At 71.4% G+C, this 18738-nt stretch carries 17 protein-coding genes and 1 tRNA gene; 16 read left to right on the top strand and 2 right to left on the bottom strand.

What is annotated here, in order from left to right:
* The first annotated feature begins 7 nt into the window (after positions 1–7).
* From R5H19_RS14720 to R5H19_RS14680, 9 genes are all read left to right on the top strand, one after another.
* A complete protein-coding gene (locus R5H19_RS14720) occupies positions 8–367 on the top strand; it encodes a GPW/gp25 family protein (protein ID WP_318159788.1) in 360 nt (119 codons plus the stop codon).
* The gene (locus R5H19_RS14715; RefSeq protein ID WP_318159787.1) at positions 364–3099 is read left to right on the top strand and encodes a putative baseplate assembly protein; all 2736 of its coding nucleotides are present in this window, start codon (positions 364–366) and stop codon (positions 3097–3099) included. The genes R5H19_RS14720 and R5H19_RS14715 overlap by 4 nt, the downstream gene beginning before the upstream one ends.
* A complete protein-coding gene (locus R5H19_RS14710) occupies positions 3096–6209 on the top strand; it encodes a putative baseplate assembly protein (RefSeq protein WP_318159786.1) in 3114 nt (1037 codons plus the stop codon). The genes R5H19_RS14715 and R5H19_RS14710 overlap by 4 nt, the downstream gene beginning before the upstream one ends.
* Complete coding sequence (locus tag R5H19_RS14705) at positions 6206–8440, top strand: hypothetical protein (protein ID WP_318159785.1); 2235 nt, start codon at positions 6206–6208, stop codon at positions 8438–8440. The genes R5H19_RS14710 and R5H19_RS14705 overlap by 4 nt, the downstream gene beginning before the upstream one ends.
* 9 nt (positions 8441–8449) lie before the next feature.
* Positions 8450–10069 (top strand): DUF6519 domain-containing protein, encoded by a 1620-nt coding sequence (locus R5H19_RS14700; RefSeq protein ID WP_318159784.1) that lies wholly within the window; start codon positions 8450–8452, stop codon positions 10067–10069.
* 81 nt (positions 10070–10150) lie between these two features.
* On the top strand, positions 10151–11137 hold the full coding sequence (dusA, locus tag R5H19_RS14695) for a tRNA dihydrouridine(20/20a) synthase DusA (RefSeq protein WP_318159783.1): 987 nt from the start codon (positions 10151–10153) through the stop codon (positions 11135–11137).
* A gap of 82 nt (positions 11138–11219) precedes the next feature.
* On the top strand, positions 11220–11543 hold the full coding sequence (locus R5H19_RS14690; protein ID WP_318159782.1) for a hypothetical protein: 324 nt from the start codon (positions 11220–11222) through the stop codon (positions 11541–11543).
* A 1-nt stretch (position 11544) separates the two neighbouring features.
* Positions 11545–12237, top strand: coding sequence for a response regulator transcription factor (locus R5H19_RS14685; RefSeq protein ID WP_318159780.1), 693 nt, complete (start codon positions 11545–11547; stop codon positions 12235–12237).
* Positions 12203–13624 carry an ATP-binding protein gene (locus R5H19_RS14680; protein WP_318159779.1) on the top strand — a complete coding sequence of 474 codons (1422 nt, stop codon included), beginning with the start codon at positions 12203–12205 and terminating at the stop codon, positions 13622–13624. Before R5H19_RS14685 ends, R5H19_RS14680 begins: the two co-directional genes overlap by 35 nt.
* Positions 13625–13632: 8 nt before the next feature.
* Here the strand turns inward: R5H19_RS14680 and R5H19_RS14675 are convergent, their stop codons facing one another.
* Positions 13633–14427 (bottom strand): zinc-dependent peptidase, encoded by a 795-nt coding sequence (locus R5H19_RS14675; RefSeq protein WP_318159778.1) that lies wholly within the window; start codon positions 14425–14427, stop codon positions 13633–13635.
* A gap of 12 nt (positions 14428–14439) precedes the next feature.
* A complete protein-coding gene (locus tag R5H19_RS14670; RefSeq protein WP_318159777.1) occupies positions 14440–14766 on the bottom strand; it encodes a hypothetical protein in 327 nt (108 codons plus the stop codon).
* Positions 14767–14958: 192 nt separating this feature from the next.
* On the opposite strand from R5H19_RS14670, the gene R5H19_RS14665 reads away from it, so the two are divergent.
* The 7 genes from R5H19_RS14665 (at position 14959) to R5H19_RS14635 (ending at position 18717) form a co-directional block, all read left to right on the top strand.
* Complete coding sequence (locus tag R5H19_RS14665) at positions 14959–15948, top strand: biotin--[acetyl-CoA-carboxylase] ligase (protein WP_318159775.1); 990 nt, start codon at positions 14959–14961, stop codon at positions 15946–15948.
* Positions 15945–16688: a type III pantothenate kinase gene (locus R5H19_RS14660; protein WP_318159774.1), complete on the top strand. Its 744-nt coding sequence runs from the start codon at positions 15945–15947 to the stop codon at positions 16686–16688. The genes R5H19_RS14665 and R5H19_RS14660 overlap by 4 nt, the downstream gene beginning before the upstream one ends.
* A 54-nt stretch (positions 16689–16742) precedes the next feature.
* Complete coding sequence (locus R5H19_RS14655; RefSeq protein ID WP_318159773.1) at positions 16743–17402, top strand: SPOR domain-containing protein; 660 nt, start codon at positions 16743–16745, stop codon at positions 17400–17402.
* A 40-nt stretch (positions 17403–17442) separates the two neighbouring features.
* A tRNA-Thr gene (locus R5H19_RS14650) sits at positions 17443–17518 on the top strand.
* Between the two features lie 187 nt (positions 17519–17705).
* Positions 17706–17954 (top strand): hypothetical protein, encoded by a 249-nt coding sequence (locus tag R5H19_RS14645; RefSeq protein WP_318159772.1) that lies wholly within the window; start codon positions 17706–17708, stop codon positions 17952–17954.
* A gap of 185 nt (positions 17955–18139) precedes the next feature.
* Positions 18140–18379: a hypothetical protein gene (locus R5H19_RS14640; RefSeq protein WP_318159771.1), complete on the top strand. Its 240-nt coding sequence runs from the start codon at positions 18140–18142 to the stop codon at positions 18377–18379.
* Positions 18380–18516: 137 nt separating this feature from the next.
* Positions 18517–18717 carry a hypothetical protein gene (locus R5H19_RS14635; protein WP_318159770.1) on the top strand — a complete coding sequence of 67 codons (201 nt, stop codon included), beginning with the start codon at positions 18517–18519 and terminating at the stop codon, positions 18715–18717.
* Positions 18718–18738: the final 21 nt, after the last annotated feature.

The following is an 18738-nucleotide window of genomic DNA, read 5'->3' as shown; positions in this document are numbered from 1 at the left end:
GGACGCCATGAACATCGACTACCCGTTCCATTTCGATCCGCGCGGCCGCACCGCGGAGACCGGCGACGACGAGCACGTGCGCGACCTGATCGAGCAGCTGCTGTTCACCAGCCCCGGCGAGCGGGTGAACCGCCCCGACTTCGGCAGCGGCCTGCTGCAGCTGGTGTTCGCGCCGAACAGCCCGGAACTGGCCGCCGCGCTGCAGTTCACCCTGCAGGCGGCGCTGCAGCGCTGGCTGGGCGACGTGATCGAGGTGGGCGGCCTGGAAGTGAGCAGCGAGGACGCCAGCTTGCGCGTCGACCTCAGCTACACCGTGCGCGCCAGCGGCGATGCGCGCAGCGACAGCTTCGTGCGGAGCCTGCCATGAACACCGCGCACGAAACGGCGAGCCTCGGCACCATCGGCTGCGCGCCGCTGCCGGCCTGCAGCGTGCCCGCGCGGCGCGACAAGCTGCGCCGGGCCGGCACGCTCAACGGCATCGACTACGTCGAGGTCGGCGATGACGGCACCAGCCTGTGCGTGCACCTGTTCGGCGACGTCCCGCAGGGGCTGGGCGTGGCGAACGTGCGCATCAGCGGCGGCGAGCGCATCACCGGCCTGCGCGTGCTCGGCGTGAATCCCGAGCTGGAGCCGGAGCGGCACGACGATGCCTGCCTGCGCGTGCTGCTGGATCGCGAAGGCGACCACACGGCGTACTGCCTGTGCCTGGTGGAGGCGACCTCCGGCAACGATCCGGCGAGCTGGCGCGCGTATCCCGGCTTCGATCCGCGCTACGCGTGCGCCACGCTGCACTTCCGCCTCGACTGCGCGAAGACGCTGGACTGCGCTGACGAGGCGCCATGCGTGCGGCCACCGTCGCCAGCGCCGGAGATCAACTACCTGGCGAAGGACTACGCCAGCTTCCGCCAGCTGTTCCTCGACCGCCTCGCGCTGGACATGCCGGCGTGGACCGAGCGCCACGTGCCGGACATCGGCATCGCGCTGGTGGAGGCGCTGGCGTATACCGCCGACCAGCTCAGCTACTACCAGGACGCGGTCGCCACCGAGGCCTACCTCGGCACCGCGCGCAAGCGCATCTCGGTGCGCCGGCATGCGCGGCTGGTGGATTACCGCATGCACGAGGGCTGCAACGCGCGCGCCTTCGTCACGCTGGCCTCGAGCAACGACCTGAGTCTGGACCTCGCCAACCTGCTGTTGCTGGTGCCGCCGCCGGGGCCGACGCAGCCGCCGCCCGGCATCATCGACGCGGACCAGCTCGCGGCGGCGCGGGCGGCGGGCGCGCTGATCTACGAGCCGATGCCGCTGGATGGCATGACCCGCTTCGACGTGGTCGCCGCGCACAGCGCGATACGCCTGCACAGCTGGGGCGACGAGCTGTGCTGCCTGCCGCGCGGCAGCACGCGCGCCACCCTGGTCGACACGCCGCCGCTGGCGCCGGAGGCGCCCGTTGTGCTGCTGGCGACCACGGATGCGGCCGTCACGCCGGCGCGCGCGCTGAAACTGGCCGTCGGTGACCTGCTGATCTTCGAGGAAGTGCTGGGCCCGCAGACCGGCAATCCGGCCGATGCCGATCCCGCACATCGCCATGCGGTTCGCCTCACGGCCGTCCAGACGTCCGTCGATCCGCTGGACGGCACGCTGCTGCTGGAGGTGGCGTGGGACCCCTGCGACGCGCTGCCGTTCGACCTGTGCCTGTCGGTGCGCACGCCCTCGCCCGACTGCGCGTGGCTGCACGACGTCAGCCTCGCGCGCGGCAACGTGCTGCTGGTCGACCACGGCGAACACGTGCGCGGGCAGTGCACCTCCAGCGCCATCTGCACGCCGAGCGGCAGCGATGGCGACTACCCCGGCCTCGCCGCCGCGCTCGCCGCGATGCCGGATGCCTGCGCGCGCTGCGGCACGCTGGCCGAGGATTGCTGGCTGGTGCCGGGCGACACGCAGTACGGCTGCTGCCGTTGCGACGGCGCGGTGCCGGACGTGCGCCGTCCGCCGTCCGCCACCGGCCACGTGCTGCCGGACGTGCCGCTGACCTGGGCCGAGCCGCTGCCGCCACACGCGCCGGTGTGTCGGCTGCTGGCGCGCGACCCACGCCAGGCGCTGCCGCAGCTCGCCGTGCACGGCGGCGCGCTGGCCGACGTGCTGGTGGCCGGTACGCCCGACCCGCGCTGGCGCTGGCAGCCGCGCTACGACCTGCTGGAAAGCGGCCCGGACGATCGCCATTTCGTGGTCGAGATCGACGACGACGGCGCCGCGCACCTGCGCTTCGGCGACGGCGTGCTCGGCGCGCAGCCGCAGGCCGGCGACTTCTTCCGCGCCGCCTCGCGCATCGGCAACGGCCCGGCCGGCAACGTCGGGCGCGACAGCATCGTGTGGCTGGCGCTGAAGTCGGGCGTGTTGTCGGCCGACCTGGTGCCGCGCAATCCGCTGCCGGCCAGCGGCGGCACCGCGCCGGAAAGCCTGGCCGAGGTGAAGCTGTATGCGCCCGGCGCGTTCCGCGCGAAGCCGCTGCGCGCGATCGTCGCCGACGACTACGCGAGGTTCGCCGCGCGCGCGCCGGAGCTGCAGGGCGCCGCCGCCGCGCTGGAATGGAGCGGCAGCTGGTACGCCGCCGACGTGGCGGTCGATCCACTGGGCCGCGAAGACCTGCCGGAGGGCCTGGCGCGGCGGATCAGGGCGCAACTGGAGCGCTACCGCCGCATCGGCCACGACGTCGAGGTGCATGCCGCCGGCTACGTGCCGCTGCGCATCGCGCTGAACGTCTGCGTGCGGCCGGACTTTCTCGTCGCCCATGTCGAGGCCGAGCTGCGCGACCGCTTCGGCGCCGGCCTGCGCCGCGACGGTACGCCCGGTTTCTTCCATCCGGACCGGCTGAAGCTGGGTGCGCCGGTGTTCGTCAGCGCGCTGCTGGCCGAGGCGCAGGCGATCACCGGCGTGGCCCACGTCGAAGTGTCGTGCCTGGTGCGCGCCGACGACCCGGCCGACGGCGTGCCCGCCGACGGCGTGCTGCACCTGGCCGCGCGCGACATCGCGCGCGTCGACAACGACCCGGACCATCCCGATCACGGCAGCATCCGCTTCACGCTGGGAGGTGGCCGATGAGCTGTTGCAGCGCCTGTGGCAAGCACGCCTGCGCCTGCGGTTGCGGCGCGATCGCCGGCACGCCGTTGCCGCTGGCCAACCGGCCGGGGCTGGCGGCGCTGGATTACCGCGTCGGCCGCTACGCCGATTTCCGCGCCACCATGCAGGCCGCTCTCAGCGACGCGGCGCTGCCGGCATTGGCCGGACTGCGCACGCGCGAAGCGGACGATCCGGCGATGGCCCTGCTCGACGCCTGGGCGGTGGGCGCCGACGTGCTGAGCTTCTACACCGAGCGCATCGCCAACGAGGCCTACCTGCGCACCGCTACCGAGCGCCGTTCGGTGCTGGAACTGGCGCGCCTGGTGGACTACCGGCTGCGCCCGGGCGTGGCCGCCAGCGTGTACCTCGCCTATACGGTGGAAAAGGATTCGCCGCCGGTGACCATCCCTGCCGGCGCGCGCGCGCAGTCGGTGCCCGCGCCCGGCGAGCAGATGCAGACCTTCGAGACCGCCGAGCCGCTGGATGCGCGCTACGAATGGAACGCGCTCAGGCCGCGGCTGACGCGGCCGCAGGACATCACGCTGGACAACGTCGCCACGCTCGACGCGCTGTGGGTGGCCAGCACGGCCACCGGCCTGAAGCCGAACGATCGGCTGCTGTTCGTGTTCGGCGAACTGCCCGACGGCGTGCCGGTGGTTCGTCAGGTGCAGTCGATCGAGGTGCAGCCGCGGAGCGGGCGCAGCAGGCTGCTGCTGCAGCCGTTCGGCGCATTGCAGGGACTGATCGTCGCGGCGGCGAAAGTGGCGATCGCCGCGTTGTCCGGCGGCACGCCATTGCGCGACCGGATCGAAAGGCTCTACCGCGGCTTGCTGCTCGGCGGCGGCGACGCCGGCAGCGTCAACCGTCTGCTGGGGGGCTTCGGCCTGGAGGTGGGTAATCTTGCCGGTGGCCCGGCGCCGGCGCAGGCGTTCCTGCTGGCCGTGGTGAAGGCGTTTGGCGGCGAAGGCGCCGTCAGCCCGCCGCCGGCGAGCGGCTTCGGTGCGCTGTTCGGCGCGTTGACGCGGCCAGCCACGCTGCAGCCGGCCAACAGCTTGCGCCTGCAACGAAGCGTCGCCGCGGCACTCGGCAAGGCCAGCGATGCGCGGCCGCAACTGCTGCTGAAATTCGCGCCGCAGCTGCATGACACCTTCTACCGCGCCTGGGCCAGCGTGCCGCAGGGCGAGCCTTCGCCGGCGCTGAACGGCGTGTACGCGCTGCGCCTGGTCGCGCCGCTGTTCGGCTACAACGCGCCGCGCATCATGGGGCTGGGATTGAATGACGACCCCGCCACCAAGGGCACCGTGCCCTACGTCTCCAGGCCCGACGGCGACTGGGATGCCATCGCGGACGGCGGCGAGGAGGACGACCTCGTGCAGCTCGACAACGCCTACGACGGCGTGCAGGCGGGCAGCTTCCTGCTGATCCAGTCGGGGCGCTACGGGCCGCCGGTCGTCGCGCAGGCCAGGCGCGTGCAGGTGCATCCGCGCAGTGCCTACGGCATCAGCGGCAAGACCACCGGGATCGAATTGGTCACGCCGGATGCGGACACGGCCGTGTGGCAGGCGCCGAGCATGTCGACCCTGCGTGCCACGCAGGTCCACGCACAAAGCGAATCATTGCCGCTGGCCGAGCTGGTGATCGGTGACGAAGTCGGCGCGCTCGCCGCCGACGGCAGCCCGCGCAGCACCGGCGACAGCGCCACCCGGCTCACTCTCGATGGCGCGGTGGATGGCCTCAAGGCCGGCCGCTGGGTGATCGTGGAAGGCCGGCGCAGCGACGTGCCGGGCACCGACGCGGTGAGTGCCGCCGAGCTGGTGATGCTGTCCGCGGTGGAGCAGGGCGTGGACGCGAACCTGCCCGGCGACACCGTGCACAGCACCCTGGTGTTCGCCAACGCGGGGCTGGCCTATCGCTACGTGCGTGACAGCGTGACGGTGCGCGCCAACGTGGTGCGCGCCACCCACGGCGAGAGCCGCCGCGAGGTGCTGGGCAGCGGCAGCGGCGCGGCGTCGATGCAGGCCTTCGTGCTGAAGCAGCCGCCGCTGACCTGGGTTTCCGCATCCACCGTGGATGGCGTGCAGAGCACGCTCACGCTGCGCGTCAACGACCTGCAATGGCACGAGACGCGCAACCTCGCCTTCGTCGGCGCGAGCGACCGCCACTTCGTCACCGCCACCGACGACGACGGCCGGACCACCGTGCAGTTCGGCGACGGCGTGCACGGCGCGCGCCTGCCCACCGGCGTGGAGAACGTCATGGCAACGTACCGCAACGGCATCGGCACGCCGGGCAACGTGCGCGCGGGGCAGGTCAGCTTGCTGGCGACGCGGCCGCTGGGCGTCAAGGAAGTAGTCAACCCGCTGCGCGCCTCCGGCGGGGCCGACGCGGAGACGCGCGACCAGGCGCGCCGCAACGTGCCGCTGGCGGTGCTGGCGCTGGACCGGCTGGTCTCGGTGGCCGACTACGCCGACTTCGCGCGCAGCTTCGGCGGCGTCGGCAAGGCGGTGGCGGTCAAGCTGGGCGGCCTGGTGCAGGTGACCATCGCCGGCGCCGCCGATGCGCCGATCGATGCCACCTCCGACCTCTACCGCAACCTGCTGCAGGCGCTGCGGCGCTACGGCGATCCATCGCTGCCGGTGCGGCTGGACGTGCGCGAGCTGCTGGCGCTGACCGTGAGCGCGAAGGTGGGGCTGCTGCCGGACTTCGCCTGGGAGTCGGTCGAGCCGACCGTGCGCGCGACGCTGCTGGATGCGTTCGGCTTCGAGCGTCGCGCGCTGGCGCAGAGCGTGTACCTCAGCGAACTGATCGCCTGCGTGCAGGCGGTGCGCGGCGTGGCCTGGGTCGACGTGGACGCGTTCGGCAGCCTCGACGAGGCCACCCTGCTGGCCGGCTTCGGCGCGGACGGCGACAAGCAGGGTGATGGCGCCGTGTTGATGAGCCACGCGGCCGCCGCGGACGTGGCGGCGGTGCCGCCGCGCGTGCCGGTGCGGCCGGCCCGCTACGACCAGCACGGCACGTTGCGCCCGGCACAACTCGCCTATCTGCCGCCGAACGTTCCCGACACCTTGCTGCTGCAGGAGGCCACGCCATGAGCGCGCGTCCCGATCGCCTGTACGACCTGCTGCCGGTGGTCTACCGCCTGCGCGACGCGGCGCAGGGTTACCCGCTGCGCGACTTCCTGCGCGTGCTGGCAAGCCAGGTCGAGGTCATCGAGCAGGACATCGCGCGGCTGTACGACAACGCCTTCATCGAGACCTGCGACGACTGGGTGGTGCCGTACATCGGCGACCTGCTCGGTTATACGTTGCTGCCGGAAGCGGCCACGCTGGGTGAGGACGGCCGCCGCGACGCCCGCCTCGGCCGCGTGCTGGCGCCGCGCGCCGACGTAGCCAACACCATCGACGCGCGCCGGCGCAAGGGCACGCTGTCGCTGCTGGAGGACCTGTCCCGCGACGCCGCCGGCTGGCCGGCGCGCGCGGTGGAGTTCTACCGCCGGCTCGGCTGGATGCAGCATCTGGATCACCAACACCGGCGCCGCGGTGGCACCGCCGACCTGCGCGATCCGGGGCGGCTGCAACGCATCGGCTGGGCCGACGGCGCGTTCGATCCGTTCGCGCACAGCGTGGACGTGCGGCGCCTGGGCAGCGCGCAGCGGCGCGGCCGCCACCACATCCCCGCGGTGGGCGTGTTCGCCTGCCGCCTGCGCAGCTATCCGGTGACGTGCACGCCGGCGTACTGCATCGAGGAACGCGGCCCGCAGTGTTTCAGCTTCAGCGTGCTGGGCAACGACACGCCGCTGTTCCAGCGCCCGGTCGCGGAAAGCGAGCCCACCCATATCGCCGACGAGCGCAACCTGCCGCTGCCGCTGCGCCGCTGGCGGTTCGCCGAACGCGGGTCGCTGGCCGATTACGCCAGCGTGTCGGCCGAACTCTATGGCGACGGTCGCAGCGTGGAAGTGTGGGCGCCGGACTGGCCGGCGAAAGGCCAGGGCCTGCCGGTGCCGCGCGAGGCACTGATTCCGGCCGACCTGTCCGGCTGGCGCGGGCAGGTGAAGCGCGGGCGCGTGGCGATCGATCCCGAACGCGGCCGCCTGCTGTTTCCTGCCAACCAGCGGCCGAAGCGCGGCGTATGGGTGAGCTACCAGTACGGTTTCGTTGGCGATCTTGGCGGCGGCGAATACGCGCGAGTCACGCCGGAGCTGGCCGGCGCCACGCGCTACGTGGTGCACGCCGCGCGGCCCGATCGCGCGGCGAACGCTGGCTGGCCGGCCGGCCACTTCGGCAGCATCGCCGACGCGCTGGCGGCGTGGGCCGCAGCCAAAGCGGCCACGCCGGCGTTGCGCGCGCTGGTGATCGAGCTGGCCGAGAGTGGTGTCTACGAAGGCAGCATCGAACTGCAGCTCGACGCCGGCGAGGCGATCCAGCTGCGTGCGGCCGAACGCACGCGGCCGGTGCTGCGCCTGCTCGACGTGCGCGCCAGCCAGCCGGACGCGCTCGGTATCGGTGGCCGCGCCGGCAGCCGCGTGCTGCTGGACGGCCTGCTGATCGTGGGCCGCGGCATCGAGGTGCACGGGCCGGACGACGAGGCCGCCGCGGACGGCGACCTGTGCGAGCTGCTGATCCGCCACTGCACCCTGGTGCCAGGCTGGGCGCTGCAATGCGACTGCGACCCGAAGCGTCCCGGCGAGCCCAGCATCACCCTCGACGGCACCCGTGCCGCGCTGCGCGTCGAGCACAGCATCCTCGGCGCCATCGCGGTGATCAGCCCCGAGCATCGCGGCGAGCCGCCGGCGCTGGAGCTGTGCGACAGCATCCTCGACGCCACCGGCGCCGAGCGCGTGGCGCTGGGCGCACCGGACGAGGCGGTGGCCTACGTCGAGGCCAGCTTCCGCCGCTGCACGGTGATCGGCGCGGTGCAGGCGCATGGCATCGCGCTGGCCGAGGACTCGATCTTCGCCAGCCCGCTGCGCGTGCTGCGCCGGCAGCAGGGCTGCGTGCGCTTCTGCTACGTGGCCGACGGCTCGCGCACGCCGCGGCGCTTTCACTGCCAGCCGGATCTGGCGCTGGCCGCGGTCGATGCGACGCAGCGTGCGCACGAGCGGCTGCGCGTGGTGCCGCTGTTCCGCAGCCGGCGCTATGGCTCGCCGCATTACCTGCGCCTGGCCGACGACTGCTGTGCGGAAATCCGCCGCGGCGCGTCGGACCGCTCGGCGCTGGGTGTCTGGCACGACTTGTACGAACCGCAGCGCGAGGCGAACCTCGCGGCGCGGCTGGCCGAATACGTTCCGGCGGGCACGGACGCCGGCATCCTCTTTGCGAGTTAGGAGATCGACATGAAAGGCGACTTCGCACGCGTCAGCTTCGACCCGACCCTGCATTACAGCCAGGTGTTCCAGCAGCAAGGGCGCGTGTTGCTGGAGGCGGACTGGAACGAACAGGCGCAGATCCAGCTGCACCTGCTGCGCACCCTGGTGCGCGACCTGGTTGGCCCGTGCTGGGCCGCCGGCAGCGGCTTCGCCATCGCCAGCAGCACCACCAACGCGGACGGCAGCAACAAGCCGCTGCCGCTGACCGACTGGCAACTGGCGCCGGGGCACTTCTACGTCGACGGCATCCTGTGCGTGAACGAGACGGCGTGCACGCTGGCGCAGCAGCCGCATGCGCCCACGCCCGACTACGGCGTGGCCGACGGCAAGAGCGGCTTCGAGAATCCGCCGAAGGGCTATGCGCTGTGGCTGGACGTGTGGGAGCGGCACCTGTGCGCGCTGGAGGCGCCGGGCATCGCCGACGCGGCGCTGGACGGCGTCGACACCGCCACGCGCGCGCAGGTCGTGTGGCAGTTGCGCCTGCTCGACCAGCCGCGGGCGCAGCAGCAGCTCGACGAGGTCACCACGGCGTTGAAGACGCGCCAGCAAGCTGCCGACAACCCGGCCGACGCCGCCGCAATCAAGCAGCAGCTGGCCGAGGTGGCCACGCTGCGCAAGCGCCTCGACGGCGGCGACCCGGCCAATGCCTCGCCCTGCGAGACCGTGCGCCAGCTGCTCGATGCGCGCGCCACGTATGCGCTGCCGCGGCTGCGCGCCGAGCTGGGGCCGCACGAGACCGACGACGACCCCTGCGTGATCGCCGCCGACGCGCGCTACCGCGGCATGGAAAACCAGCTGTACCGGGTCGAGATCCACCAGGGCGGCCCGGCCGGCACAGCCAGCTTCAAGTGGTCGCGCGAGAACGGTTCGGTGGTGTTCGCGGTCACCCACAGCGAGCTCGGCGCGGCGGCGGACGACGGCAGCGCGCCGCTCACGGTGACGCTGGCCGGGACCGGCCGCGACACGCGGCTCGGGCTGGCGGCAAACGACTGGGTTGAACTGGTCGACGACCGCTACACGCTGGGCCAGCGCGCGTACCCGCTGCTGCAGGTGCTCGCGATCGACCCGGCGAACGCCAGCGTCACCCTGAACGTGCCGAAGAACACCACGCCGTGGCCGCTGGACGACGCCCCGCAGCGGCATCCGCTGCTGCGCCGCTGGGACCAGCGCGAGGCGGTGAATGCGCAAGGCGTGCTGACTGTGGCCGAGGGCGCGCCGATCACACTCGAGGACGGTATCCAGATCACCTTCTCGCCCGGCGGCGTCTACGCCACCGGCGACTACTGGCTGATTCCCGCCCGCGTGGCCGGCAGCGGTCAGCTCGACTGGCCGTCGGCGAACGGTGCGCCCGCCGCACTGCCGCCACGTGGACGGCACCACCACGCGGTGCTCGGCATCAGCGGCGAGGGCGGCTACGACGAGTGCTGCTGCCGGTTCGACTCGCTGTGCCAGCGGCTGCAGGCGAAGCGTCGCCAGCCGGCCGGGGCCGGCGCGGTGCTGGCGTCGGGCGCCGCCGTGGCGGCGCCGGGCACGGTGAAGAAGACACGGGCCCAGCCGGCGAAGAAGGCCGCGAAGGCGAACGGGTAGGTGGCGGAACGCGCGGGCATAGGAGCAAACGCCGGGGTGACGTAGCATTCCCCCTGCAAGCCTCCCCCGAGATGTTCCGAGATGACCGAAAACCACCACCGCGCCTCGCCCTGGCAGCTTTCGGTGGCGCCGATGATGGACTGGACCGATCGGCACTGCCGCTACTTCCACCGGCTGCTGTCGCCGCGGGCGCGGCTGTACACCGAGATGGTGACCAGTGCCGCGCTGGTGCGTGGCAAGCAGCTGCGCCTGCTCGAGCACAGCCAGCAGGAGCATCCGCTGGCCTTGCAGCTCGGCGGCAGCGAGCCGCACGAGCTGGCGCAGGCGGCGCGCTTCGGCGCCGAGGCCGGCTACGACGAGATCAACCTCAACGTGGGCTGCCCTTCCGACCGCGTGCAGTCGGGCCGCTTCGGCGCCTGCCTGATGCGCGAGCCGGCGCTGGTGGCCGACTGCGTGAAGGCGATGCGCGACGCGGTCGACGTCCCGGTGACGGTGAAGTGCCGCATCGGCGTGGACGACCAGGACGACTACGCCGGCCTGCAGCAGTTCACCGAGCTGATGCTGGAAGCCGGCGTCGGCGTGCTGGTGGTGCACGCGCGCAAGGCCTGGCTGAAAGGTCTCAGCCCGAAGGAGAACCGCGAGATTCCGCCGCTGGACTACGAGCGGGTGTACCGGCTCAAGCGCGAGTTTCCGCAGTTGATCGTCGTGATCAACGGCGGCATCACCACGGTGGAACAGGTGCGCGCCCACCTGGCGCGGCTGGACGGCGTGATGCTGGGCCGCGCCGCGTACCACGACCCGTACCTGCTGGCGCAGGTCGAGCATGCGCTGTACGGCGAGCCGCTACCCACCCGTGAAAGCGTGCTGCAGCGCCTGCGGCCGTACGTCGAAGCCGAACTGGCGCGGGGCACCGCGCTGAAGCACATCAGCCGGCATCTGCTGGGGCTGTACCAGGGCGAGCCGGGCGCACGCGCGTTCCGCCGCACGCTCAGCGAAGGCGCGCATCTGCCGGGCGCCGGCTGGGCGCTGCTGGAACAGGCGATGGCGCCCTGCGCGGCGGCGGCGTGACAGCTGCTGTCCGTCCGGTCAGTATTCAGGCCGGATTGTCTAGGCTGGACGGCCAGCTGGTTGCCGGGCGGGAATTTCACGCATGACAACGCACAAAAACTTCATTCCGGCTCTGCTCATATCGCTGCTTGCCGGCGTGTGCACGGAGGCCTTGGCGCAGTCGGCCGGATCGACGGTGACTCTCGACCAGGCGGTGCTGCAAGTGCAGCAGGATACCGGCGGCAGGGTCCTGTCGGCCGAGCAGCGGGGAGTCGGGCGCCGGCAGGAGTACCGCATCAAGGTGCTCACCCCGGACGGTCACGTCAAGGTGATGGTGGTCTCCTCCGAATCGGGCAAGAATCCGTCATCGACCCAGTCAACCAAGAACCCGCCCGCCAAGAACGCGGGCCGCAAGGAGAAACGCTGATATGCGCATCCTGTTGGTGGAGGACGAAGCGCCGCTGCGCGAGACGCTGGCCGCACGCCTGAAACGGGACGGCTTCGCCGTCGATGCGGCGCAGGACGGCGAGGAAGGCATCTACCTCGGCCGCGAAGTGCCGTTCGACCTGGCGATCATCGACCTGGGGCTGCCGAAGATGTCCGGCATGGACCTGGTCAAGGCACTGCGCGAGGCCGGCCAGCGCTACCCGATCCTGATCCTCACCGCGCGCGGCAGCTGGCAGGACAAGGTCGAGGGACTCAAGCACGGCGCCGACGACTACCTGGTCAAGCCGTTCCACGTCGAGGAACTGCTGGCGCGCATCAACGCGCTGGTGCGTCGCGCCAGCGGCTGGTCGAAACCGATCCTGGCCTGCGGCGTGATCAAGCTGGACACCACCGCACAGACGGTGACGGTGGAAGGCAAGCCGGTCGACCTCACCAGTTACGAGTACAAGGTGCTGGAATACCTGATGCTGCACGCCGGCGAGCTGGTCTCCAAGGCCGACCTCACCGAGCACATCTACCAGCAGGATTTCGACCGCGACTCCAACGTGCTGGAAGTGTTCATCGGCCGCCTGCGGCGCAAGCTCGATCCGGAAGGCAGCCTGAAGCCCATCGAGACGGTACGTGGACGCGGATACCGCTTTGCCATCCCGCGCACCGACGGCGACGACGAGTGAGGTGACGCCGACGCGCCGTCCGCTGTCGCTGGCGGCGCGCGCGGCGATCGCCACCACACTCGTGCTGGCCGGCTTCCTCGGCCTGGTCGGGCTGACCCTGACCCAGACCAACAAGGCCCGCGCGCTGCGCACGCTGCATGATCGGCTCGAGAATTTCGCGATCGCCTACATCACCAGTACCGACGTCAACCGGTACGGCAGGCTGCTGCCGCCGGAGACGTCGCCGAACCCGAACTTCTCGCGGCCGGGTTCCGGCCTGTACGCGGTGGCGCTGGGCGACCACGGCTACCATTGGGAATCGTCGTCGGCGATCGGCCGCGACTTCTCCTTCCTGAAGCCGCTGGAACCGGGTCAGAGCCAGTTCGTCGGACCGATCGACACCCGCATGGGCCGCCTGTACTACTACAGCTACGGTGTGGCGCTGGACACGGTGGAGAAGAAATCGGTGCGGCTCACCGTGATGGTGGCGCAGACCGAGGATCAGCTCGAAGGCGAGAATGCGGTGTTCCGCCATACCCTGGTGATCTGGCTGTCGATCCTCGGCGTGATGCTGATCGTGCTGCAGCTGCTGCTGCTGCGCTGGAGCCTCACCCCGCTGCGCAAGGTGGCCAGCGACATGAGCCGGGTCGAGCGCGGCGACAGCGAACAGCTGGACAGCCAGTATCCGCTGGAGCTGACCGGGCTGACCGAGCGCATCAACGCGTTCATCACCAACGAGCGCGAACAGCGCACGCGCTACCGGCATACCCTGGCCGACCTGGCGCACAGCCTGAAGACGCCGTTGGCGGTGATCCGCTCGCAGCTGGAATCGCCGACGGCGGGCGACGAGGCCGCGCGCCGCGCCAGCGTGCTCGACCAAGTGCGGCGGATGAACGAACTGGTCGCCTACCAGCTGTCGCGCGCGGCCACCTCCGGCCGGCAGACCTTCGCCAGCGCCGTGCCGATCGCCGGCCATGCCGAGGACATCGTGCAGGGCCTGGAGAAGGTCTACGCGGACAAGAACGTGCTGTGCGAGTTCGACATCGAGGACGGCGCGGTGTTCTACGGCGAGCAGGGCGACCTGCTGGAGCTGATGGGCAACCTGCTGGAGAACGCGTTCAAGTGGGCCGGCCACCGCGTGCTGCTGGTGGTGAAGATGCAGCCGCAGGCCGGCCGCCAGCGTCCCGGCCTGTGGCTGAGCGTGGAAGACGACGGCCCGGGCATCGCCGAGGACAAGATCGAGAAGGTGCTGCAGCGTGGCGTGCGCGGCGACGAGCGGGTGCAGGGGCACGGCATCGGCCTGTCGATCGTGCAGGACATCGTGCATGCCTATCAGGGCGAACTGGTGGTGGACCGCTCGCCGGAATTCGGCGGCGCGCGCTTCAGCGTGAGGCTGGCGGCGAGCTGAGCGAAGGCTCAGCGCGCGCGGCAGAAGCCGACCGGTTCGCGGCCTTCGGCGGGCGAGTGGCCGTAATAGGCCTCCAGCAGCTCGGCGATCGCCGGCTCGGCCTCGCGCAGAAGCGCCGGCTGCGAGTAGTGCAGCTCGCTGACCACGGCGAAGTACTCGGCGGCGCTTTCGGTGGCGTAAGGGTCGATCGGGCTGTCGCAGCTGTCCGGCGGCATCGCGACCAGGCGGTCGTAGGCCTGCTGGAACTGCTGGATCCAGCGCCGCCGCGGAATGTCCACCAGCGGCGGCACGCCGTCGGGCGGGCCGTCGAGCATGTCCAGCTTGTGCGCCATTTCGTGCACGACCACGTTGTAGCCGTCCCACGGCTGTTCCAGGTCCAGTTGCACGTCGGCCAGGGACAGCACCAGCGGGCCGCGTTCCCATGCCTCGCCGATGCGGATCTCATCGCCCTCGGTGACCACCCCGGTGCGGTCGTCGTGGTGGCTGCGGCGCACCTTGAACTCGCCCGGGTAGATCAGCACCTCGCGCCAGCCGCGCAGGCTGGCCGCTCCTTGCCGCAGCGCCGGCAGGCAGGCCTGCATGGCGATCAGCAGACGCCAGTAGTCGTCCAGCACGGCACCGGCCAACGCATGGAAGCGCTTGCGGGCCAGGAACAGGGCGGACAGCCGACGCAGCTGCTGTTGTCGCTCGGGGTCGAGCCGGCGCGCCAGCGGACAACCGGCCAGCGCGCGTCGCCACAGCGGGTCGGCGATCGGCGCCGGTTCGAAACGCGCCCGCAGCGATTGCCACCATGGACCCGGCATGACGCCGAGCGCTTACTGGATCGAACCAGGCAGCAGCGATTGCCAGCCCAGATGCGGCCGGCGGGACGGCGCCGGAGCGGAGGAAGCGCCGCCGGAGCGACTGCTGCCATTACCGGAACTGCTGCCGGAACCGTCGCTGCTGTCGGCCGCTGGGCAGTCGCGGTTCAGCCCCAGCGCGTCACCGCCGCTGTTGCTGTTGCCGTCACGGGAACCGGCGCCATCGAGGGCGGCATGCGAGGAGCTGTCCAGGTCCTGGGTGGCGTCGAGGCTTGCCGCCGCGGCACCGCCGACTCCGGCAAGGCACAAGGCGCAACCGATAAGCCAATGGGTGACACGCATGGCAATCGAACTCCCTGACCCGCAAGCGAAGACCTTGATCGTCGCAGAAACACCGGCGCCGTACCAGTGCTGCCGTGCCGCGACGGGCGGCCGCGGGGCTGGCCGGCCGGGCTAGAATCCGCCGATGCCCGATCTGCCTCGCCATTTCCCGCTTTGCCGCCGCCGGCCCGCCGGCGCCTCCGGAGTCTGCTGATGGAGCTGGCGCAATTGCTGGCCCTGCTGGCCGAAGGCGAACCGCTGTCCGGCGCCGGTCTTGCCGCGCGGACCGGGGTGACCCGTGCGGCGATCTGGAAGCAGATCGAGGCGCTGCGCGCCCGCGGCGTGCCGGTCGAAGCGCGCGGCGCGGCCGGCTACCGCCTGCCGTGGCCGCTGCAGATGCTGGATGCCAAGCAGATCCGTGCCGCCCTGCCGGCGGCGCTGGCGCGCTCGCTGGGGGCGCTGGAGGTGCATTGGGAACTCGATTCCACTTCCAGCGAACTGCAGCGCCGCGGCTCGGCCGCGAAGGACTTCAGCATCGTGCTGGCCGAGACCCAGCACGCCGGCCGCGGCCGGCGCGGCCGCGCGTGGCTGTCGCCGCCGGGGCTCAACCTGTACCTGTCCTGCCTCAAGCGTTTCGAGTCGGGGTTCGCCGCGCTGAGCGGACTGTCGCTGGCGGTCGGCGTGATCGTGCTGCGCGCGCTGGAGAGCCTGGGCATCGCCGGAGCCGCGCTGAAGTGGCCGAACGACGTGCTCGCCATCGGTGACGGCCGAGCCGACGGCAAGCTGGGCGGCATCCTGGTCGAGCTGAGCGGCGAATACCAGGGGCCGTGCGCGGCGATCATCGGCATCGGCCTCAACCTGCGACTGACCCCGGCGCTGCGCAAGCAGGCCGGCCAGCCGGCCTGCGACCTGGCCGGTCTGACCGGTGGCGTGCCGCCGGACCGCAACCGCGCGGCGGCGGCGCTGATCGCGGCGCTGGTCGAGGGTTTGCAGCAGTTCGAGCGCGCCGGCTTCGCCGCGTTCAGCGCCGACTACGCGCGCCACGACCTGCTGCGCGGCCGACCGCTGCAGCTGAACGGGGCGCTGGGCGTGTTCGACGGCGTCGGTGCCGGGGTGGATGCGCACGGCGCGCTGCAGGTGCGCATGGCCGACGGCAGCGTGCGCCGGGTCGACAGCGCGGACGTCACGGTGCGCCGCGCATGAGCAGGCTCTTGCTCGACCTCGGCAACACGCGGCTGAAATGGGCGCTGCAGGCGCAGCCGGCCGGTTGGCTGGCGCGCGGCGCGGTGGACTGGCGGCAGGATGCGGCGACCGCGCTGGCATCGGCCTGGGCGGGTTTGCCGCAACCGGCGCAGGTGATCGCGGCGTCGGTCGTCGACCCCGCGCGCGAGGCACAGGTGGCGGCCGTGGCACAGCGCCTGTTCGCTCAAGCGCCGACCTGGCTGCGCACGCCGGCGCATGCCTGCGGCGTGCGCAACGCGTATGCCGAACCGCAGCGACTCGGCGTGGACCGGTTCTTGGCAATGGTGGCGGCACGTGCCGACGGTCACGCGCCATGCGTGCTCGCCGGCGTCGGCACCGCGCTCACGCTGGATGCCCTGGCGGCCGATGGCCGGCACCTGGGCGGCCTGATCGCGCCGGGCCCGCAGCTGATGCAGCAGTCGCTGCTGGGCGCCACGGTGCGGGTGCGGCCGGAGCGGCCCGGCGCGATCGTGGAGCTGGCCGACAACACAGCCGACGCGGTGGCTTCCGGCTGCTGGCATGCAGCCGCCGCGCTGGTCGAGCGCTTCGCCACGCATGCGGCGGCGCCGCTCGGCGCGACGCCGCAATTGATCCTCGGCGGCGGTGACGCCGTCTCGCTGTTGCCGCTGCTGTCGCTGCCGGCGCGGCTGGGCCAGGACGGCGTGCTGCGCGGCCTCGCCGTGTGGGCCGATGCGCAGTGACGCCGGTGCCGCCCGTTAGAATGACGGCCGCTGCCGCCGCTTGATGGGGGTTCGATGTTTCTGCGTCTGCTGTTCGTGCTGTTGACCGCGCTGAATATCGCGGTAGGCGCCTGGCTGCTGCTGGGCCAGCCGTATGCCCGCGGCGGCACGCCCAGCGATCCCGGCGTGGCGGAGCTGCGCCTGCTGTCGGAATTGCCGGCCCCCGGCCCGGCGGCGACCGTGCCCGCGCCTGCAGCGGTGACGCCGCCGCGCAACCTCAGCTACAGCTGCCTTGCGCTCGGTCCGTTCGCCACACCGCAGGACCTGCGCAACGCGCGCCAGGCGCTGTCTGCCCAGGCCACGCGGATGCGCTCGCGCCAGGAGCAGGCCAGCCAGACCAGCGGCTGGTGGGTCTACCTGCCGGCCGCCGGCAGTCGCACGCAGGCGCTGGCGGTGGCGCGCCAGCTGGCGGCGCGCGGCATCGACGACTACTTCGTGGTCAGCTCCGGCGACCAGCCCAATACCATTTCGCTGGGCCTGTTCAAGGATCCGGCGAATGCGCGCAAGCGCCGCGACGAGGTCGTCGCGGCGGGCTTCCCTGCCCGCATGACCGAGCGCAGCGAGAGCGTGCCCGAGTACTGGCTGGACCTGATGGTCGCCGACGGCGGCAGCTTCGACTGGCGCAGCCGCGTGCGTGCCGCGGGCATCGGTTCGCACGGCACTGGTTGCTTCTGAACACGCGTCACGAGGCGGCCTGCTAGAATCCCTCGCCTTCGCCGGCATAGCTCAGTTGGTAGAGCAACTGATTTGTAATCAGTAGGTCGCGGGTTCGATTCCTGCTGCCGGCACCAGGAAACTGCGGGAACCGGCCATTCGCAGGCCATGGCGCCGGACGCGTGGTCGGGTGCGGGCACCGGGAAGCTGCTGTCCGGCCGCGTTTGCCGCTGAACAAATCCGCAGACTCTTAACGCGACCATCGCGATTCCTCGACTCCCGCCTCCGCAGGCTGGCATCCGCGGGGGGCGGAGGATTCGTCCGATGGGCATGCTGTACGTGGTGCAGGGCTTTCGTGAGAAAGACGGCGACATGGTCGCCGAGAAGCCGATCCTGCACGGCTGGGAACAATTGGCGCTGACGCGCGGCCAACTGCTGGCCGACCGGCTCGATGGCGTACTGATCTACGCCCAGGCGGCGGACGTCGATCGCGGCGAGTACTCGGAGCCGGTCATCCTCGCCAGCTACGGTCACGTGCCGCATCCGGAGCAGCAGAGCCTGCGGATGCACTGACGGCTCGGCACGGCCGCTTGCGACGCCCCGGCGTGGCGGTGGCGGCGCACAACTGTTGTAGGCAGGCACCGACATACGAGCCCATGGTCGCTCGGCACACTTGGCGAACGCCGGGTACGCAGTCATCCGTCCTAGGGGAGGCGCGATGGATGTCCCAGGCGTTGTCCTTGTCCGGGAGCACGAGCATGCGCGTTGTCTTGATGATCAGGGAAAGCAGGCACGGTCTGTGGTGCATCTGCAGCGGAGAGGCGGTGCTGTATGACGGGCTGCGCTTTGCGCACGCGATCCGCCTGGCCCGCGGGCTGGCGCGCGAAGAGCATGACAGCTCGGGGCGCGCCTGCAGCGTCCAGATGACCTGCGCGGAGTTCACCATCACCCTCGTGCAGCACGCCGGAACGGCTCCGTCGCGCTGCGTCGCGGCCTGAGGTTTCCGCCGGGGAGTTGCCCTGGCCAGTTCACCGGCAAGCAGGCCGCGCCGGATCATCGGCAATATGTGCACGTGGCGTGAAAGCTTGCTAGGATCGACATCGTGGCTGCACGGGGGCAGCTCGGGGTGATCTACATGCAAACGTTGCTCGCGCATTCCGCCTTCTGGCGTGGAGTGTTGCTGTTTGCAGGGATGCTTTACAGAAAATCTGCGCAAGGCGCGAAATCCGGCGAAATCGTCCGTGGCACCGAACTGGTGTCGTGGCTGCCGGGCGCGCATTCGCGCCGGGAGGACGAGTTGGCGCGAAGTCGGCTGACCGGGGCCGACACGCCTTAAGAACCGGTTTCTCCCGCGTGT

Origin of the sequence: Rhodanobacter sp. KK11 (assembly GCF_033345435.1) — a bacterium.
Classification (GTDB): Bacteria; Pseudomonadota; Gammaproteobacteria; order Xanthomonadales; family Rhodanobacteraceae; genus Rhodanobacter.
This window is presented reverse-complemented; position numbering and strand designations above follow the sequence as displayed.

What these genes read in the sequence shown, in the direction of transcription:
- R5H19_RS14720 (WP_318159788.1), top strand. Translation starts at nt 8, where the DNA reads ATGAACATCGACTACCCGTTCCATTTCGATCCGCGCGGCCGCACCGCG.
- R5H19_RS14715 (WP_318159787.1), top strand. Translation starts at nt 364, where the DNA reads ATGAACACCGCGCACGAAACGGCGAGCCTCGGCACCATCGGCTGCGCG.
- R5H19_RS14710 (WP_318159786.1), top strand. Translation starts at nt 3,096, where the DNA reads ATGAGCTGTTGCAGCGCCTGTGGCAAGCACGCCTGCGCCTGCGGTTGC.
- R5H19_RS14705 (WP_318159785.1), top strand. Translation starts at nt 6,206, where the DNA reads ATGAGCGCGCGTCCCGATCGCCTGTACGACCTGCTGCCGGTGGTCTAC.
- R5H19_RS14700 (WP_318159784.1), top strand. Translation starts at nt 8,450, where the DNA reads ATGAAAGGCGACTTCGCACGCGTCAGCTTCGACCCGACCCTGCATTAC.
- dusA (WP_318159783.1), top strand. Translation starts at nt 10,151, where the DNA reads ATGACCGAAAACCACCACCGCGCCTCGCCCTGGCAGCTTTCGGTGGCG.
- R5H19_RS14690 (WP_318159782.1), top strand. Translation starts at nt 11,220, where the DNA reads ATGACAACGCACAAAAACTTCATTCCGGCTCTGCTCATATCGCTGCTT.
- R5H19_RS14685 (WP_318159780.1), top strand. Translation starts at nt 11,545, where the DNA reads ATGCGCATCCTGTTGGTGGAGGACGAAGCGCCGCTGCGCGAGACGCTG.
- R5H19_RS14675 (WP_318159778.1), bottom strand. Translation starts at nt 14,427, where the DNA reads ATGCCGGGTCCATGGTGGCAATCGCTGCGGGCGCGTTTCGAACCGGCG.
- R5H19_RS14670 (WP_318159777.1), bottom strand. Translation starts at nt 14,766, where the DNA reads ATGCGTGTCACCCATTGGCTTATCGGTTGCGCCTTGTGCCTTGCCGGA.
- R5H19_RS14665 (WP_318159775.1), top strand. Translation starts at nt 14,959, where the DNA reads ATGGAGCTGGCGCAATTGCTGGCCCTGCTGGCCGAAGGCGAACCGCTG.
- R5H19_RS14660 (WP_318159774.1), top strand. Translation starts at nt 15,945, where the DNA reads ATGAGCAGGCTCTTGCTCGACCTCGGCAACACGCGGCTGAAATGGGCG.
- R5H19_RS14655 (WP_318159773.1), top strand. Translation starts at nt 16,743, where the DNA reads ATGTTTCTGCGTCTGCTGTTCGTGCTGTTGACCGCGCTGAATATCGCG.
- R5H19_RS14645 (WP_318159772.1), top strand. Translation starts at nt 17,706, where the DNA reads ATGGGCATGCTGTACGTGGTGCAGGGCTTTCGTGAGAAAGACGGCGAC.
- R5H19_RS14640 (WP_318159771.1), top strand. Translation starts at nt 18,140, where the DNA reads ATGCGCGTTGTCTTGATGATCAGGGAAAGCAGGCACGGTCTGTGGTGC.
- R5H19_RS14635 (WP_318159770.1), top strand. Translation starts at nt 18,517, where the DNA reads ATGCAAACGTTGCTCGCGCATTCCGCCTTCTGGCGTGGAGTGTTGCTG.